The sequence below is a fragment of the Microvirga sp. KLBC 81 genome (assembly GCF_003075415.1).
Lineage (GTDB): Bacteria > Pseudomonadota > Alphaproteobacteria > Rhizobiales > Beijerinckiaceae > Microvirga.
The window spans coordinates 1-17,873 of the sequence record NZ_QDAH01000088.1; the positions used below are offsets into that span (position 1 = coordinate 1).

A 17,873-nucleotide genomic window follows, 5' to 3' on the forward strand; every position below is an offset into this window, starting at 1 on the left:
GCTCAAGCAATGGCGGAGAATTGCCACCCGCTACGACAAGCTCGCCACCAACTTCCTCGGCTTCGTCAAACTTGCCAGCATCATGCTCTGGCTCAAATGATTAATTGGTCACTACAGCCTAGAGCTGGCCCTTGCCGCTTAAGAATTACTGCTTTCCTAACCATTGTTTATGGCATGGTCCGGCAGTAGAGGGCCATTCCGGAAAGGTGCGGAGAGCGGATGTTCGCCCCGCCCTCATCATCGTCGAATTAGCTTGCATGCAGAAGAGTGATGATCATCGGATGAATTGATCGATGTAGTCTGCCCCGAGACCGTTCTGGCTGTAATGAGCGCGGCACTTTTCGATGCGCGTGAACACATCGTCGAACCCGATTGCCTTACCGTCAGGGTCTACATAGATCATGGCGCCATTCACTTGAAACAACGTGATCATTTCCTCCACGTGAGGATCGACCACTAGGGTATGTGTCTCGCCTGGTGCCTCGTAGGCATATGAGCCTTCCGTTGCGATCCAGTCATGTTCGAGGTAGCGCCACTCACCCTTCAGCACGAAGGCATGTACGGGTTGCGGATGTCGGTGGCGTGAGAGAACGCCTGATTTCCGGACCCTCAGGAGGTTCATCCAATATCCGCGGGAGGCAGCCAGCAGGAGAGGGCGGAACCATACATTCTCCTCGACAGGTACCCAGATGCGCTCGTCCGTTGGAATCGCGTTCGGAATCACCAATTCCGGCGGTGAATCCATCGGCTGCGGGTGGCGATAAGGGACCCACTTGTCGTTGACAGGCGAGTGAATCGGATCCGATTTGGTCATAGGCTGTCTCCGAGGCTCTTCAGGTTCAGACAGTCAGATAGCCACCGTCGATCGGTAGAATTGCTCCGGTCACGAACTGTGCGGCGGGGGAGGCCAGGAAGACGATGCCTGCGGCGACTTCGTCCGGTGTGCCCCAGCGGCCCATGGGTGTTCGTGCCAGGATCGGGCCCGCCCGCTCCGGATCGTCCTGGAGTGCCTGCGTCAGCGGCGTGGCAATCCAACCGGGTGCGACCGCGTTCACGCGGATGCCGTCGCTGGCCCATGCTGCGGCCAAACTCTTGGTCAATTGGCCCACGCCGCCCTTTGACGCAGCGTAACCCGGGACACGAGCCCCACCAAAGAACGTGAGCATGGAGGCAATGTTCACGACACAGCCCCTGGCAGACGCGAGTTTCGCCCTCGCCGCCGTACAGGCCCGCATGGTGCCAGTCAGGTTCACGGCGATGGTCGCGGCAAAGACTTCCGGATCATGTTCCGCGTCGCGCCGGATCACACCTGCGGCGTTGACGAGCACGTCGAGACGTTCAAACCCTGCGATGATCGCCTCCATGGCAGCGCTGTCGCGCACGTCGAGGCATATAAAATCTATTCCGGCCGAACCGGATGCGTTGGCTGCGGCGATGCACTCAACCTCCGTGGCACCGGCGGCGATGACTTGCCCGCCCAGATAATGGAATGCCCGCGCAGCCCCGAGCCCGATCCCGCTTGTGCCGCCGAGAACCAGCACTTTCTTGCCGCGAAAGAGCCCTGGCGCGAAGGCATCCAAAATGTTGGTCATCCACTCATATCTCCAGGTGAGCCCGACCCGAAGCGCATTCCTCACCACGCCTGCTCTTGTTGCCGAGGCCGAATGCGTTTCCAAAACCAGATGAAAACAGGCCACAGCAGCGCGGCAATGGTCATCGCCGCCAAAACAGCCGAGACAGGGCGCTCGAAGAATGGCAGCAAGCTCCCGTCGGACTTGATGAGCGATGTGACAAAGCTCTGTTCGACCATGGTGCCCATGACGATCCCAAGAACCATCGCGGCGACGGGATAGCCGTTCTTCTCCATGATGTAGCCGATAGCGCCGAATACCGCGACGAGAACAACCGCAAAAAGGTTGTTGCCGGTCGCGAAGGCTCCTACGGCGCAGCAAACAAGAATGACCGGCATTACCGTCGCACGGGGCGCCCTCAGGATGGAGCTTGCCGCGCGGATCATAATGATCCCAAGTGGAATCATCAGGATATTGGCGAGAATAAAGATGATATAGAGCGCGTACATGCTTGATGCCCTCTCGGTGAAGAGAGTTGGGCCGGGATTGAGCCCCTTCATGTACAGGACGCCAATGGCGATGGCAGTGATCGTATCACCGGGGATGCCGAACAGCAGTGATGGTACCCAGCCGCTCGCCAGGCTTGCATTGTTGCTCGCCCCGGCTTCGACGAGTCCCTCTGGATGGCCCGTGCCGAACTTCTTCGGCTCCTTGGAGAGCCGCTTCGACATTGCATAGCTGACCCAGGCCGCCATATCGGCGCCGGCTCCTGGCAGGACGCCGATGATGATACCGACGATATTGCCGCGGGTCATCTGACGCCAGTATTTGCGGGTGAGTTCGAGTTGTCCGGCCAGGATGCTTCCGAACCTGCGACGCGGCAGGGGTGGCGGCTCGGGTGACACCATGGCACGGATCACCTCGGAAACCGCAAAGACGCCGACAAGGACCGGAATCGGTTCTATGCCGCCAAGGAGTTCCGTGATTCCGAATGTGAAGCGAGGCACGCCACCGGGATTCTCCATGCCGATGCACGCGATGAGAAGCCCGAGCAGCATGCTGGCAATCGCCTTCACAGGGGATGACCGCGCCACCAATGTGGCGCACATCAGGCCCAGAAAGGCGAGCCAGAAATACTCGAATGTCGAAAAGTTCAGCGCCAGCTCCGCGAGTGCAGGGGCCATCACGACGAGAGAGATGGTTCCGGCGATCCCTCCGAGGGCACTGAACCAGAGGCCAGCTCCTAGAGCAATTTCCGCCTGACCCTTTCGAGTGAGAGCATAGGCCTCGTCTGTATAGGCGGCGGAGGCAGGCGTACCAGGAATGCGTAGCAAGCACCCTGGAATATCGCCGGAAAAGATCGCCATGGCAGAGGCCGCGATAATTGAGGCCACTGCAGCAATAGGAGAGAGATAGAAAGTCACAGGGACGAGCAGGGCGGTCGCCATCGTGGCCGACAAACCGGGCAACGATCCGATCACGAGGCCGTAGATCGACGACAAAAAAATCGCGATTAGCACATCAGGGGCGAGAACGAGTCGGAAGGCTTCTATGAGTTCGTTCATGATCACCACGGCATCGGGAGCAGGCCGGCAGGCAGCGGAACACGCAGGAGTTTGTAGAAGATCAGATGGATCACAATCGAGGCGAATGCCGCCAGTGGTAACGCTACCCGCAATCTGGCGCCGAACGCGGAGGCTGCCACGAAGATCATGATGGCTGCCGTTGGAATAAACCCAAGGCGGTCGACTACAACGACATAAAACAGCAGCAGACCCGGCGGCAGCAATGCGCGAAGCCTAGACGTCAGAGGGGCCGTCGTTGAAGCGTTTTGCGGAGGGCCCTCGACGGCAGCAAGATCAGCCTCCGCTTCCTCCTCGAAGCTGCGTCCAATTCCAAGGGCGATCATGAGCCCGCACAGGATAAGGCCGACACCGATCAGGATCGGGAACGCGCTGGGCCCGACATCCTGGCCCGGCACGGGTGGAAGCTGAGATCCACCATAGGCAGTCAGTACACCTAACGTGGCGACAAACGAGCCGGTGATGCGGTCAGACAGGTGCATCGAAGGGTTTCTCTTCAGGCAGATGAACACGATGGATCCGGACGCCTTTACTGGGGCAACGGCGCCCGGACAGACGAGTCACATACCTGCCGTCTCCGTCGGGCAGGTGAGGACAAAGACCGCTTGGCTCTATCCCGTCTAAGCCTTCGCCAAGCCTGCGGCCTTCATGGCCTCGCCCATTTGCCGGTCCGACTCATCCATGAACTGACCGAAATCGGCCCTCTCGGCCCATTTGACGCCAAAGCCTCGGCCGCTCATGAACTCTTTGTATTCCTTGGAGTCGTAAACCTCCTTGAGAACAGCGACCAGTTTGTCCTGCACGTCTGCCGGGAGGGCCTTCGGGCCGGCGATACCGCGCCACACTCCGACCGATTTGTGGGGCCCCATCTGCTCGTCGAGCGTCGGCACATTCGGGAATTGCGGGTTCCGTTCTGGCGCGAGGATGGCGAGGCTCTTGGCCCGTCCCGCATCAATCATAGGTCGGGCCTCCGGGAGTGAGCAAGGCACGATGTCGACACCGCCTGCTGCCAGATCCTGCATCCCTGGCGCGGCACCGTTCGATGGCACCCATGCCACATGATTAGGTTGAAGACCCAGAGATTGCAGCCATCCCACCAGGGCCAAATGCCAGATGCCGCCTTGGCCGGTCCCTGAGGCTTTCAGCTTGCCGGGAGGCGCCGCCTTGATAGCATCGGCGAGTTCCTTGATGGTCTTGTAGGGACTGTCGGCTTTCACCTGGATCGCAGGCGCGTCGACGTTCATCAGAGCCAGGGGCGTGTAACTTCTTGGCGTCAGTTCCGTCATCCCCTGCCAATGCATCATCGCAATCTCGACCGTGAGCAGACCGATGGTGTAGCCATCCGGCGCCGCGCTGGCGATCGCCGCATGTCCGACCACACCATTTCCGCCTGTCCGGTTCACCACATTGACGGGCTGACCGAGCTTCTGCTCCATTACTTGCGCGATAATGCGTGCCGTTGCATCGGTGCCGCCACCGGCGCCCCATGGGCAGATCAGGGTTATTGGCCGATTGGGATAATTGGATTGTGAGAAGCTTGGTTTGAGCCCAACCACTGAACTTGCAAGAACAGTGGACGCAGACGCGACAAAACCGCGTCTCGTGAACGAAGTCATGTATTTCCTCCCGGCTAGTCCCCAGCGACGGCCTCGCCTGTTGCCGGCGCTTGACCTAAAAGCATTCTACGCGACCTTCCTGTCTGCGCAACTGGTTTGCTCTGAGAGACCTCGACAGTCATACGAGCTTATTTCCGAGCGAAGATAGCGCTGCACCGGGTTGGATTGAGCGAGTCGCGATCGCTGAGTTGGGTCTGCTTTCTGATGCCGAGGCAATGTCGGCTCATGGCACATCTCGGACATTGCGTCTTGGTCCGTTGGCAAGCGGTAAGCGGACGTTCAAGAGGGGCAGGGACGGTCCCTGACTACCCCATTTCGGAGGTTGAGCGAACTCAAGAATGTTGTCGGCTTTAAGTGGAAAGTCGAGGTCGCGGGTCAACCTACGGCGCTGCGCCCGCGGGGACTTGCTCCCGCGCCGCTTTCCGAAACAGCCAGGCCGATATGAGCCACAACGCGGCGAAGAACCCCGTTAGTATCAGGATGTCCCATGGCCAGCTGGGCCCCGTGGAGCCCAATCCGGCGATCAATGCGATCACGGCGACCAACGCCTGAGCGAGCGCCGTCGCGAACAGCGCGCGTACCATCCCATCAGGCTGGAAGCGCGCGATGATGGCACCAGTGGTTCCGATGGCGAGCACCCCGCCATACATCAGATTCGCGTTGTCGCGCTCAGTCCCGATGACGCCAACGGCACCGTTCACCCAGACAAGGATGAATGCTGCCGCGAGCGCAACGCCGACAGCGGCCCGGTATGCGGTATTACCTGTCTTCCTTGCTGCCAGCTCATAGGTGACACCAGCGCCGACCAGGAGGGCTCCGAAGGCAGCGAAATCGGCTACATCCCAGACTACTTGATCGGTGACCTCCATCGCGAACAAGGGCAGCAGCAGTATCAGCGCTGCGGCGGCCCAAGCCGCTATTCTCCAACGGCTCCCGCGCCCTCCGCCATTGTTTTCCGCGGTTCCAGCCATTGCCTTGCCTCCGTCCGTGAGTGAGGCCTCCATCCTAGCTTAGGCCACTGGTGAGCGGCAGGAGCAAATTCTGAGGCTTGCAGTCGCTGAACTCGTTCTTGGATTGATGATTGATCTCTCTCGCGGAATTACATCGGCAACACGGCGCTATCAGCGCGAACTGGAGCCAAGCCGGGGAGTCGGACGGCAACTCTCCGGCTCTACTTTGGGCGTGATTGGATATGGCCACATCGGCCGACGGCTCTGCGGGATCGCTGTGGCCATCGGAATGCGTGTATTGGTATTTGATCCCCACATCACAATCGGCCCTCCTTGGCTTGGTTCAGCGAAAATTGCCAGATCGGCTTGAGATGCTCCGGAACTTGGTCGACCACCTGCTCCGAAATGGCAACGATGCGCCTCATGCGTTCTAGATGGTCCGGCCCCTCTGCATGGGCGAGAGGAAGACAGTAGAAGAACCTTTCCCAAAGGCTGGTCAGGGCCACGTAGTGGCCGTTCCGAAAGCCCTCCTCGGCAATCCGCAAGGCATCAGGATCAGAGGAGAAGGCTTCGGGGGTGCCTGCGAACAGACCACGTGGGAACTGGTCCAGAACGATGATCAGGGACAGGCGGCCGCGTAGCGTGCCAAGCCAGTGATCGAGCTGGCCTGCTCGGGCGGCCTGGAGCAGAGAGGCGAACTGGGGTAACTCCGCGTTGGCGCCGCCGCGCATCCACCACTCCAGCCTTCGCCACTGGGCTGCCACATCGGCGTTTGCAAGATCGACCGGGAACTAGGAGTCGTAGACCGCACGCGAATCCATGGAAGATGACATGGACTCCTCCCTGAGGCGTGTTGAATCGCGAAGCCCTCTGTGCTTCGCACCACATACGGTCGTGCCCACCGGCCGACTTTGCTTCAGCGGCTCAGAAAGGCACGTGCGTGCTCAATCTCGGCCAAGCCTGGCTGAGCGCGGGCCGCGACATCAAGCAGGTGCGCATAATGCCGCCGCGCCGCCTCGTCATCGCTGCCCATCTCAGCCGCGCGCGCCGCGCCATAGACGGCGCGGAACCGGCCAGGCTCCGTCGTCTGGACCGCCTCGTATTCGCGCTGCGCCTCGGAGTAGCGGCCCATCATCAGTAGCATCTCCGCTAACTGCTCGCGAGCGGGGAAGAGCGGCCCAGGCGTTACCGGATGCTTGTCCGTCCGCTCCTCGCGCTCAGCCGCCTCCCGCATGGTGGTGACCGCCAGATCATGCTGGGTGCGCGCAAAGGCGATCCAAGCGTCGGCCGCGAGGCGGAGGATCTCAGTCTGCTCCGCCCAATAGGCATCACTGCCGCGAAGAGCCGCAGCAGCAGCCTTCAATGCCTCGACGTCCGCAGCCGCTGCATCCGGGCGTCCGGCCCGAGCCGCGCCCACGGCACGAGCGAAATGCGTGTTGGCGACAACCAGCGGTGCGGTTTGCTGGCCCGGCGTGAGAGCCGCGGCCTCCTCCCATGCTCCGCGTTCAAGGGCAAAGCGGGCCGGCATCACCGTCAGGGCCCAGGCAAAGATCGGTGCCGGGGCGTTCCAGGACGCAAAGCGCGCTAGGTCGGTGACCACGCGCCGCGCGGCCTCGATCTGCCCGGTCTGAAGATAGCCATAGACCATGTAGTCAAGTGCATGAATCTCGTCAAAGACTGCCTGCCGCGCACGCGCCGTCTCCGCAGAGCGGCGGTTGGTTTCTATCGAGTCCTCCCAGCGCCCGATCCGCGTGAAGATGTGGGAAGGCATGTGCAACGCATGCGGTGCGTCGGCAGCAATCTCGGCGTAGCGCTCGGCCGCGGCGACACCGCGTGCTGCCAGCGCCGGCGTGTCATAGGTGTGGATCAGGTAATGGGCAATGCCAGGATGCTGCGGCTGCCGCGCCCACGCACGCTCCAGGATCTCCGCAGCGCGCATCTGGCGCGCGTAAGTCTTGTCCGTTGGTGGCGCTGCCATTGCCAGAGCGAGGGCGTAATGAATGCCGACCTCTGGGTCATCGGGGAAGCGCTCGTACAGCCGGCCCATCGCCTGCTCATAGAGCTCCACGCGGGATCTGTGCGTTGCCGGGTCATCGTTGCTGTAAAGCTCGGAGAGAGCGGCGATAAAACCTGCCTCGCGCTGGCTGCGGGCGCCGATTCGCTGCGCCTCTGCGAGCAAGGCGCGTCCTTGCCGAAGGTTTGCGGCGGTGGTGACCGTGAAGGGATTCACCAACAGGGCCATGGCCTCGCCCCAGTAGGCCATAACGCAGGTTGGATCGCGCTCACGCACCAGCCGGAAGGTTTCGCCTGCTGCTTGGTACCAGAACGAGTGCTGAAGCTTCATCGCCTCATCGAAGGCAGCCTGCGCCTCGGGCGTGCAACTGACGGGGAAATGGACTTCGCCGAGGGTCGCCGCGCCTGGGGAAGCGCCCTGCGCGTGGCCGTGATGTTGCTGGGCCTGCCCCCATGCTGGGCAGAGCACAAGACCCAAGGCAACAGCCCACAAGCTGGTCTTTGCTGGCATCGCTTCCTCCCTGCCGGAGGACCCGATTGGGCACCCGGCCTTATGAGCGCATACCCAGCCCAACTCACCATACGCCCAGCCTGGTTCGGCTTCAACGACTGTACGTGAGCTATCTTTGATCGATTACACTCCAACCTTCCACGTCCGTGCCCTGCCGTTTCTATGCTGCATGGATATAAGCGAGGTTCAGCAACCCTGATCTGTTAAAGGTCGGGAGCTGGCTCCAAATGGTGCAGCGTGACTACATCAGACTGATAGACGCCCACAGCCGCACCAACGATTCTCCCTCCACGTTCGGCATGGAGCGGACATTCCAACGCGGAGTGGCGGCCTTCAGCGAAAGCGAGCAGGGCCTTCTGGGGCTGACAAGCGTTTGTGCAGGCAAGAGGCGACAGGCATTGCAACCTTACCGCATCGGACCCAAAAGTGGATTTGCACTTCTGGGTCCGAGGCTCTAGGGCTCAGCAACGGGCAGGTCGCCAAGTGGATTGCTCAGGCAGCCCGTTTCAGGTCCAACGTCTCGTCATGATAGTCGACCAGGGTCGAGCGGTGTCCGATGCTGACGATGGTGGGCTTCCACTCCGCGTTGCGCAGCAGCGTATAGACGTTGCGTTCGGCCTCCTCATCGAGGGCGGACGTCGCCTCATCCAGGAACACCGTCTCCGGCCTGGCCAGCAGAACACGCGCGAAGGCAAGCCGCTGCTGCTCTCCACCGGACAGGCGCTGGCTCCAGGGCTCAACCGTGTCCAACCGTTCGATCAGGTGCTCCAGGCCAACGCTCCGCAGGATATGGCGGATCTCCGCGTCGTCCGCTCTCGCAGGAGCCGGATAGAAGATCGCCTGCCGCAGAGTTCCAAGAGGCAGGTAGGGCCGCTGGGGCAGAAAGAAGGAGGCGCCAGATGTGACTGAGACGTTGCCACGACCATAGGGCCACAGGCCCGCAATCGCCCGCAGCACCGTGCTCTTGCCCGTGCCGGACGGACCTCTGATCAGCAGCGCCTTGCCCTGTTCGACCGACAGATCGACTCCGCTGACAAGCGCGCGCCCGTTCGGCAGGGAGAGATGCAGATCCTGCACTCCGATTCTTCCGGTCGCATGCATACGGACAAAGGAGCTGTGTTCGGTCGCTCGTGCTTGATCAAGGTCGGTCCGGAACGTCTTCAGGCGTTCCGTCGTCGCCCTCCAGTGCGCGATCTCGCGGTAGCTGTTGATGAAGTAGTTCAGACATCCCTGGACCGTCGCAAAGGCCGCCGTGACCTGCATCACCTGACCAAAGGTAATCTGGCCCGCAAAGTAGCGCGGTGCTGCCAGCAGGAACGGCACGATGATGCTGAACTGGGTATAGGAATGGGTGAAGCATGCCATCGCCCGCTCGCGCCGCATCATCGCCCAGAAGTTCTCGACCACTCCGCTCCAACGCTCATTGAGAACGCGGCGCTCCTGGGTCTCGCCGCCATAGAAGGCGACCGTTTCGGCGTTCTCGCGCAGACGAACGAGTCCATACCGGAACTCGCTTTCCAGACGCTGGTTCGCGCTGTGAAGGCCCGCCAGGGGATTGCCGATCTTGTGGGTAATCCAGCTCGCGAGAAACGCGTAGCCAAAGACGGCGAACACCATATAGCCGGCCACTGATACTCCAGCGACCGTGATCGTGCCGCCCAGACCCCAGAGTATGCTCGTGAAGGCGATCAGGCTGACGGACATGTCGAGGAAGCCGACCAGGAGATTGAGCGTCTGCCCGGCAAACAGGCCGAGATCTTCCACAATCTGCTGATCCGGGCTGGCACTCGACCTGCCTTCAAGCTGGATCCGGTAATAGGCCCGGCTGGAGAGCCAGTCGGCGGTGTACTTTCGCACCAGCCAGTCGCGCCAACGCAGCTTCAGGCTCTCCGCGGCCCAGTGCGAGGACACGAGCGAGATCGTGTAGCTGCCAGCAATCAGCCCGAAGATGCCGATCTGCTTGAAGAAGGCTTGAACATCGTTTGCCTGGAGGGCCGAGTGGAAGCTGTTGTACCACTCATTCTGCCGCACGCAGATATAGATCGCTGCGAGCTTGATCGCGAGCAGGAGGGCCAGCATCCCTCGGGCGTACCATTTCTCTTCGGATGCCCAATAAGGTTGAGCGAGACGCCATACGTCCTGAAAGAAGGCGACGGCAGTCCAGTTGGATGCAAGGGCCGGGAGCACGCGCCAAGGCGCGCGACGGCCCTGCGCCGAAGGATGGTTCGGCACCGCGATCGAGTTCGACATCGTTGTTGATTGGCCCCGGCGCCGACACTGCCCGGATGGGATTGCCGACGCTGTCTTGCTTGTTGTTTTTGAGAGGCCGCTGCTCTGCCGCTATTCGCGGCCGGAGGCAACGGGATTCGGACGCTTCTGCTACTTTTGGGTTGCGGTCTTCTGTCTCACCTGAGCTGGAATGACGCTTCCTAACGGCAGAGGTTGTAGGCCTCTCTGCCTGAACGGCTGATGAAGTCGCCATTCATCCCAAGGGGAGGTTCGCCGCAGACCCACATCACCTTCCCTGACGTTTTACGTGACCTACATTCAAATCAGAGCGAACGTTTATGCGCTCCAGCAAGAGGGGAGGGACACAAACATTCGTGTCGCTCAGTCCTCTGTTAGGAGGAGCTTCCTGGATACCCAGCAGTTCGGCCAAGTCGATGCCGAGGCCACGTCCGTCTACCGCCGTGCGTTGGAGTACTTTGCGGCCGACTGGGTTTGGATCGCCACTCTCGTTGCCTTGATCGGGGTGTCCGTCTGTGTGGGTCTGCTTGAGACATGGCCGCTGGCGGTCTTGATCGATAGCGTGTTGACGGGACAACCCAAAGGCGACTGGGTGCATAGTCTCTTCCTGTCGATCCTACCCGCCGACAAGGTGGGGCAGGTCATTGGCCTCGTCCTGATGGGCATGGGCCTTCACATTATCGGCTATCTGGCCTGGTTCGGCCGGATGATGATCAACTATCACCTGAACTACCGGGGCACCACGCGGGTCCGCCACGATCTATTCAGGAAGCTCCAGCTCCTCGGTCTCACCTATCACCGCAGCCATCCGCAAGGGGACGCGATCTACCGCCTGACCACCGACGCTTTCGGCCCTTGGGGCATCATGGACACGGTGATCGGCACGAGTGTCGCGGCCGTGACGCTGACGGTGATGACGGCCATTCTCCTGTCGCGGAATGTCCCACTAACCCTCGCAGCCTTCACGGTGGCTCCGTTCATGATCTGGAGCAACTGGCGGTTTGGCGTGCGCATCCATGAGCGGGCCCTCGCGTCAAAACAAATTGATGCCGATCTTACCAGCTTCATCCAGCAAGCGATGATACGCGTGCCGCTGGCCCAGACCTATCAGCGGGAGGATTACGAGTTCCGACGCTTTCGCGGGGCGGTCGGGCGCAGCGTGCGGGCGCTGCTGCGCCTCAACGTTCAGGAGCAGCTCTATCCTCTGGCCCGCGACAGCATTCTTGCCATAGGAGGGGCCATCATTCTCGGATATGGCGGCTATCTCGTGTACCGCGACCAGTTCGTGTCTCCAGTTGAAGGCGGGATGACGATCGGTCTTCTGATCGTCTTCATGGATTATGTCCGAAAGCTGTGGGAGCCGCTGAAGTGGCTCACCGAGTTCGTTGCAAAGGTGAGGATATTCGAGGCTGCGACCCGTCGGGTGTTCCGGATTCTCGATACACCGGAGGCGATTACTGAAGATTCCAGAGCAGCAAGCCTGCCGATCTCCTCGCGGACGCTGATGCTGGACCGGGTCGGATTTGCCTATCGGCCCGGTCATCCCATCCTGCACAATCTCTGTGTTGAGATCCGGCCGGGCGAGATGGTGGCGTTCGTCGGGCCGAGCGGCACCGGCAAGAGTACGCTTCTGGCGCTGATGTTGCGTCTTTACGATCCGACCGCGGGGGCAGTTCGCCTGGATGGCGTCGACCTCCGCGCAGCGCGGCTGAGGGATGCACGGGCGCATATGGCACTCGTTGCGCAGGACAGCCTTATGCTCCCGGCGAGCATCGCGGCCAATATTGCATACGGCCGGCCGGGCGCCAGCCGGTACGAGATCGAACGGGCCGCTGAACTCGCTGGGGCTGCGGCCTTCATTGAAGGTCTCCCGGAGGGCTACGAGACCATTCTGACCGAGGGCGGGCAGAACCTCTCGGGCGGACAGCGCCAGCGGCTTGCCATTGCGCGGGCGCTGTTGACGCGCGCGCCTTTTCTCATCCTGGATGAACCGACCAGCGCCCTTGATCCGCACCATGAGCAGCTTCTCCTGGAAACGCTGCGGTTCCTCAAGGGCGGACGCACGATCGTGCTCGTGACGCATCGGCTCGAGAGCGTCGTCGGGTGTGATCAGGTCTTCGTGATGGATGCCGGCTGTATCGTCGAGCGGGGTACCCATCACGAACTTCTTGGGCGCAATGGTCACTACGCCAGAATGTGGTCTGGAGCGGTTGGTGGCTCAGATGCGAAAATCGAACCCGATGGCCGGCGTTCGATATCTCGCTTGCGTCACAACCGGCAGGAGGGCTAGGGGCCGAGTGCGAACTGGGAGCAGGGAATGCGGGACCTGGAGAATGACAGGGCCGTCGAAGCCAGTGCGATCGTTGGTGGAGACCGCGCGGCAGACAATGAACGGAAGCTCCACCGCGCCCTCATGAGGTACGCGGCCGGCCTCCCGCCGCAGGCTCTCTGCAATGTCTGCTCGGATCTGTTCGCAAGCTTCCTGATCGGCGGATTTGAGTGCTCAACCCATCGACACCAACATGGACGGCGGCTCGATCTGATCGCGGCCACAGGCCACGATAGACATGCAGAGGTCGATTACAGGATGTTGGCGGAGTATGGAATTCGCACCGTGCGCGACGGCCTCCGCTGGCATCTGATCGAGGGCACGCCCGGTCACTACGACTGGTCGAGCTTTCTGCCACAGCTTCGGGCGGCTCGCGACACGGGGACTCAGGTCATCTGGGACATCTGTCATTGGGGCTGGCCGGATGACCTCGACATCTGGTCGCCTGCGTTCATCGAACGCCTCGCACATTTCGCGCGCGCCGCCGCGCAGGTCGTCCGCGACGAAACCGATGCCACGCCTTTCTACGTGCCTGTGAACGAGATCTCGTTCTGGTCCTGGGCTGGCGGGAGCCTCGCTTACATCAATCCCCTTGCCTCTGGGCGCGGCAACGAGCTCAAGGCGATCCTTGTGCGAGCCTCGATCGCGGCCATCGAGGCGGTGCGCGAGGTCGATCCACGGGCTCGCATTGTTCATGCGGAGCCTGCCATCCACGTCGTTCCGCGCTCCGATCACCCACAGGATATCCGAGCGGCCCAACATTATACCTTCGCGCAGTTCGAGGCGCTGGACTTCTTGTCAGGGTGCCACCGTCCCGAGCTGGGCGGGCGGCCCGACTACGTCGATATCGTGGGCGTGAACTATTACCTCCACAATCAGTGGATCGATGGAGACCTGCCGATCGCGGTCGACCATCCGCAGTACCGCCCCTTTTCCAGCCTCCTGCGCGACATCTACGAGCGCTACGAGCGCCCGCTGTTTGTGGCCGAGACCGGGATCGAGGGCGACCTGCGGCCAGCTTGGCTCCGCATTATCGGTCATGAGGTAGTTGCCGCACGGAAGGCAGGCGTCCCGGTCGACGGAATCTGTCTTTATCCCATCCTGGACTATCCTGGTTGGAATGACGACCGGCATTGCCACACCGGCCTCTTCGGATATCACGACGGGCAGGGGGCCCGTCCCCTTTGTCAGGCGTTCGCCGAGGAACTAGCGTGGACTGGGGAAGGGATCAGTGCTTCCTGAGCTCTGAGGGTGCTGGAACGGTAAAGTGCTGCGAGGCGCGACGCAGCCGTTGAGACAGAACTTCATAAGGGGGACAGGATGATCGGCGAGTCACTTGAGCTCGTCCGTGATCTGTTACCGCTTTCTGATCCGGCGCTTCCGGATGTGCAAATGCTCCCGACCCGAAAGCCGGGAGCATGCCTGTCAGAGCCTGCCGACGCTCAAGCCGCGCGATTGAAGCGCTGGGCGGTTCTCTCGGCCTGCACCGTCACGGTCTTTGTGGCCTCATCGGCCATTTGGATCGTGAGCTCGGCGAGGCGCCGGCTGTTCTCGACGGTCTGCTCCAGGTTGTCGCGCAGCAGCGAACTCTGCACTTCCACGAAGTCGGTCATCGACCGGCAGCGGGCAAGAGCCTGTAAGCCGTCGAGGTTGCGTTGCAGGCGCTGCTGACTGCGGGTGACCACCTCGCGCGACACTTCCTGTAGCCCTCGCGCCAAGGCCGTACTGGACTGGGCCACGGCCCGCAGATTGTGCGCAGCCTCCTCTGTCAGTCCTTGACTCTCGCCCTCAGAAGGTCGGCCAACCATCGGCAGAGCCTGTCCCGCGGAGCGCCGGGCCAGCTCCGAGAAGGCACCGAAACTGTTGGTTACCACCTCCTGCATGGCCTGGGCCATGGTCTGGGCGCTTTCGACACTGGCCCGCAGGGTGTCGGCCACGTCCTCTGTTACCCGCTGAACCGCCTCGGCCTGTTCACGGGTCCGTCGTGCTTCGATGCGTTTGGTCTCGTCGATGTTCGCCATCTCATCCTCCACTGTCTCGGCTATGGCGTTGGCTTCCTCGTCGCTCAACACCTTGAGCACGGCGGGAAGCAGTTCCTTCCGGTCATCACGAACGTGCTGCTGGAAGGCTCGTCTGAGCTCCGTCACCTTGCCGAGGAACTCAGCACTGTTCTTGGGCATGCGCTCCAGTTCGTCTAAGAGCGCCGCCGTTTGCTGGTTGTCGTTGGTGGCCTGTCGCACCAGCTCCTGCATTCCGTGTCGGGTCAGAACGGGAAACAGGTGCTCCTCCTGCAAGGAGGCGAGAAGTTCCAGTTCTTCCTTGAGATCGGCAAAGAGCCGCTCCCGGGTTTTCACCGCGTTGTCCGAGGTGGCGAGGAGCTTATCGAAGAGCTCGTTCGCCCTGTCCGGCGGAGCCTGGCTGAATCGTCTGGTCGTCGTCATTGTCCCTCGCATGCTGTCGAAAGGAAGGTCCAAGCGTCAGCTTGGCCCATGGGGTGTGACACTGGTATGTCGATGAACGCGAACCGCATGACACATGACGCTGGAACCGGCGGGGCAGTGCCCGTGCCTGCCGTCGGCCTACTCGTCTGACGTCCACTTGCTACTGATGTTCGAGGGCACTCGTCCCTAAGTTCGGCCGCGCAAGGCAGCCCGTTCGTTGTCTTATTGATCCATGTTAAGTCGGCGATCCGTCGGATGTTCCGAGCGATCCCGTCTCGCAAAGCGGTAAGACCGTGCAGGTTATTGACGGGACTGATGCTTCAAGACCCCGGCCACTCTGGACCGATGGCGTCTTACTTGGTCTGGCTCCCGAACTGTCCAGTTTTGGCGGAGTTGATCCAATGGTCGTATCTCAGACCATGTGGAGGAAACTCATGCAAAAGCTCGCGTTTGTTACGGTCCTATGTCTCTTGGCCGGTGCCTGCGCCACCCGGCAGCAGACCACCAGCACAGCCGTTGGCGCCGGGGCCGGAGCGGTGGTTGGCGGACCGGTCGGGGCCGTGGTTGGCGCCGGGGCCGGAGCGGTGGCCGGCGCGCCGGGCGGCGTCGTGGACGAGGTCCAGGGGGACAACCAACGCCGGCGCGCCGTACGGCGGCGCTAGAGCATCGGACCCAAAAGTGGACTTGCACTTTTGGGAACAATCCGATGCTCCCTTCTCTAGAGAGCGCATCGTTCGGGCGGAAAGCCGGGTCCACTTTTCGCTGACGCGGCCCTTCGGGTCCGCACGATGCGCTAGTCCGATCAGCTATGGGCAGACCCCGCAGTACCGCGGGGTCTCTCCAACGTGGGCTTGTAGGCTGGGAGGCCTACCCAGCGGGGGTGTGATGGGGCTTGTTTGGTTCCTCAGGCGGCCGAGTGGAACAGGTAGAAGCCGTTGGCTTCTGAGGACACCTGCGCCGCGTCCGCGTCGAACCCGGACAAGGTGCCGATATCCAGCGACTGGGCGTACTCCCAGCGATCCTCAGTCACAAAGGCCGGAACCGGCACGTTCTCGGGCACGGCGCAGTACAGATCCGCTGCGTCCTTGCGTCGAAACAGGTTGTAGGTGCGCATCGGTGAAGCTCCTCACTCTTTTCTCATTGGCCGGCAGTCTTAGAAGGCTCATGCGGCAGGAGTGTGAACCCATGGGGACTTTCATCCGTGCGTGGCGTTTGGGGATCAGTAGATCGCTCGAGAGCCTGACAGGCCGGACCACCCGAACCACCGCCTACCCGCCGGGTTAATCACCAGGGCTGGGCAAAGGCTGATTCATCTCAGGAGGAAACGTCCATGGTCGAGACCTACCGCGCCGACAGTTCTTATGCGGGAGCTGGAGCCGCGCCCCGATCCTATGGTGCAGGAGCTTCGAGCCGATCATCCTATCCGGATTATGATCTGGATAGCCTCGATTACACAGACCAGGATGCTTACGGCGAGATCAGCAGACGCCGCCGGGCTGATCTGTTTTTCGAGGACAGCATCGTCATGCTCGGGATCATCCTTGGAGGAGCCATCGGGTACATAGCCGCCGCGAATGTTCGCAAACCGGAGTGGAGCAACCGGCGAACCCGAGGGCCGTCCGAGAGAAGAGGCGTCAGTCGCTACTTCGGCCAGCAGAGCCGGTCACACACCTCGGGCTCGGTAGAAAAGGATGAGTCCACGGACCTGATCGCATCCAACAAGGTCGAGGGCACGGCGGTTTTCAACCGCCAGGGAGAAAAGCTCGGGGAGGTCTACAACTTCATGGTCGGCAAGCGCTCCGGTCAGGTGGCCTATGCCATCATGAGCTTTGGCGGCGTTCTCGGGATCGGCCAGAAGTATCACCCGCTGCCCTGGAATGCCCTGACCTATGATACCAGCAAAAAGGGCTATGTGATTGATGCCGACAAGGAGCGGCTGCTGCGCGCCCCGAACTATGCCGCCGGTGAAGAGCCGTTCTCATGGCCAGAGTACGGACGGCAGGTGCGGGATTACTGGTCCTCAGGTCTCACGTGATCTGCATCCTCGCAGATCATCGGAAGCTCTGCCGCCCGCCAAAGCAGCAGGGCCTCCGGTGCTCGTGGGTTCCGCTGCACGATGCCTGGCCTTGACCAGATGAGCGAGCCGGAGCTGATCGCAGAGCTCCGTCGTGTCGCAGACGCGTGCGAAAGGCTCAACCGAGACGTCGCGCGCGCCGCACAGCGGCAGCGGTTCAGCACGAACTCTGGTGAAGTCACACGGGCCGCTCAGGACGAGCAGACACTCCTGGCCGAAATGAGCCGACTGATGGACCGCAGGCGAGCCGTCGAGGGTCATCTGATGCGGGTGCGAGGGCAACTTCGGCCCCTGAAGCTGAATGAATAGAACATGTCTTAGCAGCGAGGTCCTCACACCGAGGCTGGCGATGTCCGGACGGCCCCTTGCGCACCTTCTACTCAGAAGGCCGTTGCTCTTTGCTCGGCTACAGCTCGATTGCGGTGCTTGCCTGAGACACCTTCAATCCGGTGTGAGATAGCTTTGCGACATGTGTGGACGCCCCGTGTGACGCAAGAAGAACCTTTGGATCGGTGCAGCGCGTGGTCAGGGCTGACAT

16 protein-coding genes and 1 pseudogene are annotated in these 17,873 nt (G+C 61.5%); 6 read left to right on the forward strand and 11 right to left on the reverse strand.

Features of this window, described 5'->3' with window-relative positions:
- Positions 1 to 100, forward strand: a pseudogene (locus DC522_RS28065) (IS5/IS1182 family transposase); the annotation flags it as partial.
- Positions 101 to 274: 174 nt separating this feature from the next.
- On the opposite strand, the gene DC522_RS28070 reads toward DC522_RS28065, so the two are convergent.
- From DC522_RS28070 to DC522_RS28095, 6 genes are all read right to left on the reverse strand, one after another.
- Positions 275 to 814, reverse strand: a complete 540-nt coding sequence (locus DC522_RS28070) for a 2,4'-dihydroxyacetophenone dioxygenase family protein (protein WP_116531843.1) — start codon at positions 812 to 814, stop codon at positions 275 to 277.
- A 25-nt stretch (positions 815 to 839) separates the two neighbouring features.
- The gene (locus tag DC522_RS28075) at positions 840 to 1,592 is read right to left on the reverse strand and encodes an SDR family NAD(P)-dependent oxidoreductase (RefSeq protein WP_116531844.1); all 753 of its coding nucleotides are present in this window, start codon (positions 1,590 to 1,592) and stop codon (positions 840 to 842) included.
- Between the two features lie 41 nt (positions 1,593 to 1,633).
- A complete protein-coding gene (locus DC522_RS28080; RefSeq protein ID WP_116531858.1) occupies positions 1,634 to 3,139 on the reverse strand; it encodes a tripartite tricarboxylate transporter permease in 1,506 nt (501 codons plus the stop codon).
- Entirely contained in the window at positions 3,139 to 3,636 is a 498-nt protein-coding gene (locus DC522_RS28085) for a tripartite tricarboxylate transporter TctB family protein (RefSeq protein WP_116531845.1), read from the reverse strand. The genes DC522_RS28080 and DC522_RS28085 overlap by 1 nt, the downstream gene beginning before the upstream one ends.
- A gap of 138 nt (positions 3,637 to 3,774) precedes the next feature.
- Complete coding sequence (locus DC522_RS28090; RefSeq protein ID WP_116531846.1) at positions 3,775 to 4,770, reverse strand: tripartite tricarboxylate transporter substrate binding protein; 996 nt, start codon at positions 4,768 to 4,770, stop codon at positions 3,775 to 3,777.
- A gap of 380 nt (positions 4,771 to 5,150) precedes the next feature.
- Complete coding sequence (locus DC522_RS28095) at positions 5,151 to 5,741, reverse strand: hypothetical protein (RefSeq protein ID WP_116531847.1); 591 nt, start codon at positions 5,739 to 5,741, stop codon at positions 5,151 to 5,153.
- Positions 5,742 to 5,847: 106 nt separating this feature from the next.
- Here DC522_RS28095 and DC522_RS37550 point away from each other — a divergent pair, with 106 nt between their 5' ends.
- On the forward strand, positions 5,848 to 6,090 hold the full coding sequence (locus tag DC522_RS37550) for an NAD(P)-dependent oxidoreductase (protein ID WP_116531848.1): 243 nt from the start codon (positions 5,848 to 5,850) through the stop codon (positions 6,088 to 6,090).
- Here DC522_RS37550 and DC522_RS28105 read toward each other — a convergent pair.
- From DC522_RS28105 to DC522_RS28120, 3 genes are all read right to left on the reverse strand, one after another.
- On the reverse strand, positions 6,038 to 6,451 hold the full coding sequence (locus tag DC522_RS28105; protein WP_116531849.1) for a DUF924 family protein: 414 nt from the start codon (positions 6,449 to 6,451) through the stop codon (positions 6,038 to 6,040). The two genes, DC522_RS37550 and DC522_RS28105, sit on opposite strands and share 53 nt — an antisense overlap.
- A 185-nt stretch (positions 6,452 to 6,636) precedes the next feature.
- Positions 6,637 to 8,244, reverse strand: coding sequence for a hypothetical protein (locus tag DC522_RS28110; protein WP_116531850.1), 1,608 nt, complete (start codon positions 8,242 to 8,244; stop codon positions 6,637 to 6,639).
- Positions 8,245 to 8,736: 492 nt separating this feature from the next.
- Positions 8,737 to 10,494 (reverse strand): ABC transporter ATP-binding protein/permease, encoded by a 1,758-nt coding sequence (locus DC522_RS28120; RefSeq protein ID WP_116531852.1) that lies wholly within the window; start codon positions 10,492 to 10,494, stop codon positions 8,737 to 8,739.
- A 286-nt stretch (positions 10,495 to 10,780) separates the two neighbouring features.
- On the opposite strand from DC522_RS28120, the gene DC522_RS28125 reads away from it, so the two are divergent.
- On the forward strand, positions 10,781 to 12,781 hold the full coding sequence (locus DC522_RS28125) for an ABC transporter ATP-binding protein (RefSeq protein WP_245444628.1): 2,001 nt from the start codon (positions 10,781 to 10,783) through the stop codon (positions 12,779 to 12,781).
- A gap of 27 nt (positions 12,782 to 12,808) precedes the next feature.
- The gene (locus DC522_RS28130) at positions 12,809 to 14,062 is read left to right on the forward strand and encodes a beta-glucosidase (protein ID WP_116531853.1); all 1,254 of its coding nucleotides are present in this window, start codon (positions 12,809 to 12,811) and stop codon (positions 14,060 to 14,062) included.
- A 200-nt stretch (positions 14,063 to 14,262) separates the two neighbouring features.
- Here the strand turns inward: DC522_RS28130 and DC522_RS28135 are convergent, their stop codons facing one another.
- On the reverse strand, positions 14,263 to 15,261 hold the full coding sequence (locus DC522_RS28135) for a phasin family protein (RefSeq protein WP_116531854.1): 999 nt from the start codon (positions 15,259 to 15,261) through the stop codon (positions 14,263 to 14,265).
- Positions 15,262 to 15,662: 401 nt separating this feature from the next.
- Between DC522_RS28135 and DC522_RS28140 the strand changes: the two genes are divergently transcribed.
- On the forward strand, positions 15,663 to 15,923 hold the full coding sequence (locus DC522_RS28140; protein WP_133239390.1) for a hypothetical protein: 261 nt from the start codon (positions 15,663 to 15,665) through the stop codon (positions 15,921 to 15,923).
- Between the two features lie 242 nt (positions 15,924 to 16,165).
- Here DC522_RS28140 and DC522_RS28145 read toward each other — a convergent pair whose 3' ends face one another.
- On the reverse strand, positions 16,166 to 16,375 hold the full coding sequence (locus DC522_RS28145; RefSeq protein ID WP_116531856.1) for a hypothetical protein: 210 nt from the start codon (positions 16,373 to 16,375) through the stop codon (positions 16,166 to 16,168).
- Between the two features lie 216 nt (positions 16,376 to 16,591).
- Here DC522_RS28145 and DC522_RS28150 point away from each other — a divergent pair, with 216 nt between their 5' ends.
- Positions 16,592 to 17,296, forward strand: coding sequence for a PRC-barrel domain-containing protein (locus tag DC522_RS28150; protein ID WP_245444630.1), 705 nt, complete (start codon positions 16,592 to 16,594; stop codon positions 17,294 to 17,296).
- The last annotated feature ends 577 nt before the right edge of the window (positions 17,297 to 17,873 follow it).

Bases quoted from the DNA above. Each gene is read 5' to 3' on its own strand.
- DC522_RS28150 (WP_245444630.1), top strand. From the start codon at position 16,592: ATGGTCGAGACCTACCGCGCCGACAGTTCTTATGCGGGAGCTGGAGCC.
- DC522_RS28140 (WP_133239390.1), top strand. From the start codon at position 15,663: ATGGTCGTATCTCAGACCATGTGGAGGAAACTCATGCAAAAGCTCGCG.
- DC522_RS28070 (WP_116531843.1), bottom strand. From the start codon at position 814: ATGACCAAATCGGATCCGATTCACTCGCCTGTCAACGACAAGTGGGTC.
- DC522_RS28105 (WP_116531849.1), bottom strand. From the start codon at position 6,451: ATGCGCGGCGGCGCCAACGCGGAGTTACCCCAGTTCGCCTCTCTGCTC.
- DC522_RS28085 (WP_116531845.1), bottom strand. From the start codon at position 3,636: ATGCACCTGTCTGACCGCATCACCGGCTCGTTTGTCGCCACGTTAGGT.
- DC522_RS28110 (WP_116531850.1), bottom strand. From the start codon at position 8,244: ATGCCAGCAAAGACCAGCTTGTGGGCTGTTGCCTTGGGTCTTGTGCTC.
- DC522_RS28090 (WP_116531846.1), bottom strand. From the start codon at position 4,770: ATGACTTCGTTCACGAGACGCGGTTTTGTCGCGTCTGCGTCCACTGTT.
- DC522_RS28120 (WP_116531852.1), bottom strand. From the start codon at position 10,494: ATGTCGAACTCGATCGCGGTGCCGAACCATCCTTCGGCGCAGGGCCGT.
- DC522_RS37550 (WP_116531848.1), top strand. From the start codon at position 5,848: ATGATTGATCTCTCTCGCGGAATTACATCGGCAACACGGCGCTATCAG.
- DC522_RS28145 (WP_116531856.1), bottom strand. From the start codon at position 16,375: ATGCGCACCTACAACCTGTTTCGACGCAAGGACGCAGCGGATCTGTAC.
- DC522_RS28135 (WP_116531854.1), bottom strand. From the start codon at position 15,261: ATGACGACGACCAGACGATTCAGCCAGGCTCCGCCGGACAGGGCGAAC.
- DC522_RS28130 (WP_116531853.1), top strand. From the start codon at position 12,809: ATGCGGGACCTGGAGAATGACAGGGCCGTCGAAGCCAGTGCGATCGTT.
- DC522_RS28075 (WP_116531844.1), bottom strand. From the start codon at position 1,592: ATGACCAACATTTTGGATGCCTTCGCGCCAGGGCTCTTTCGCGGCAAG.
- DC522_RS28095 (WP_116531847.1), bottom strand. From the start codon at position 5,741: ATGGCTGGAACCGCGGAAAACAATGGCGGAGGGCGCGGGAGCCGTTGG.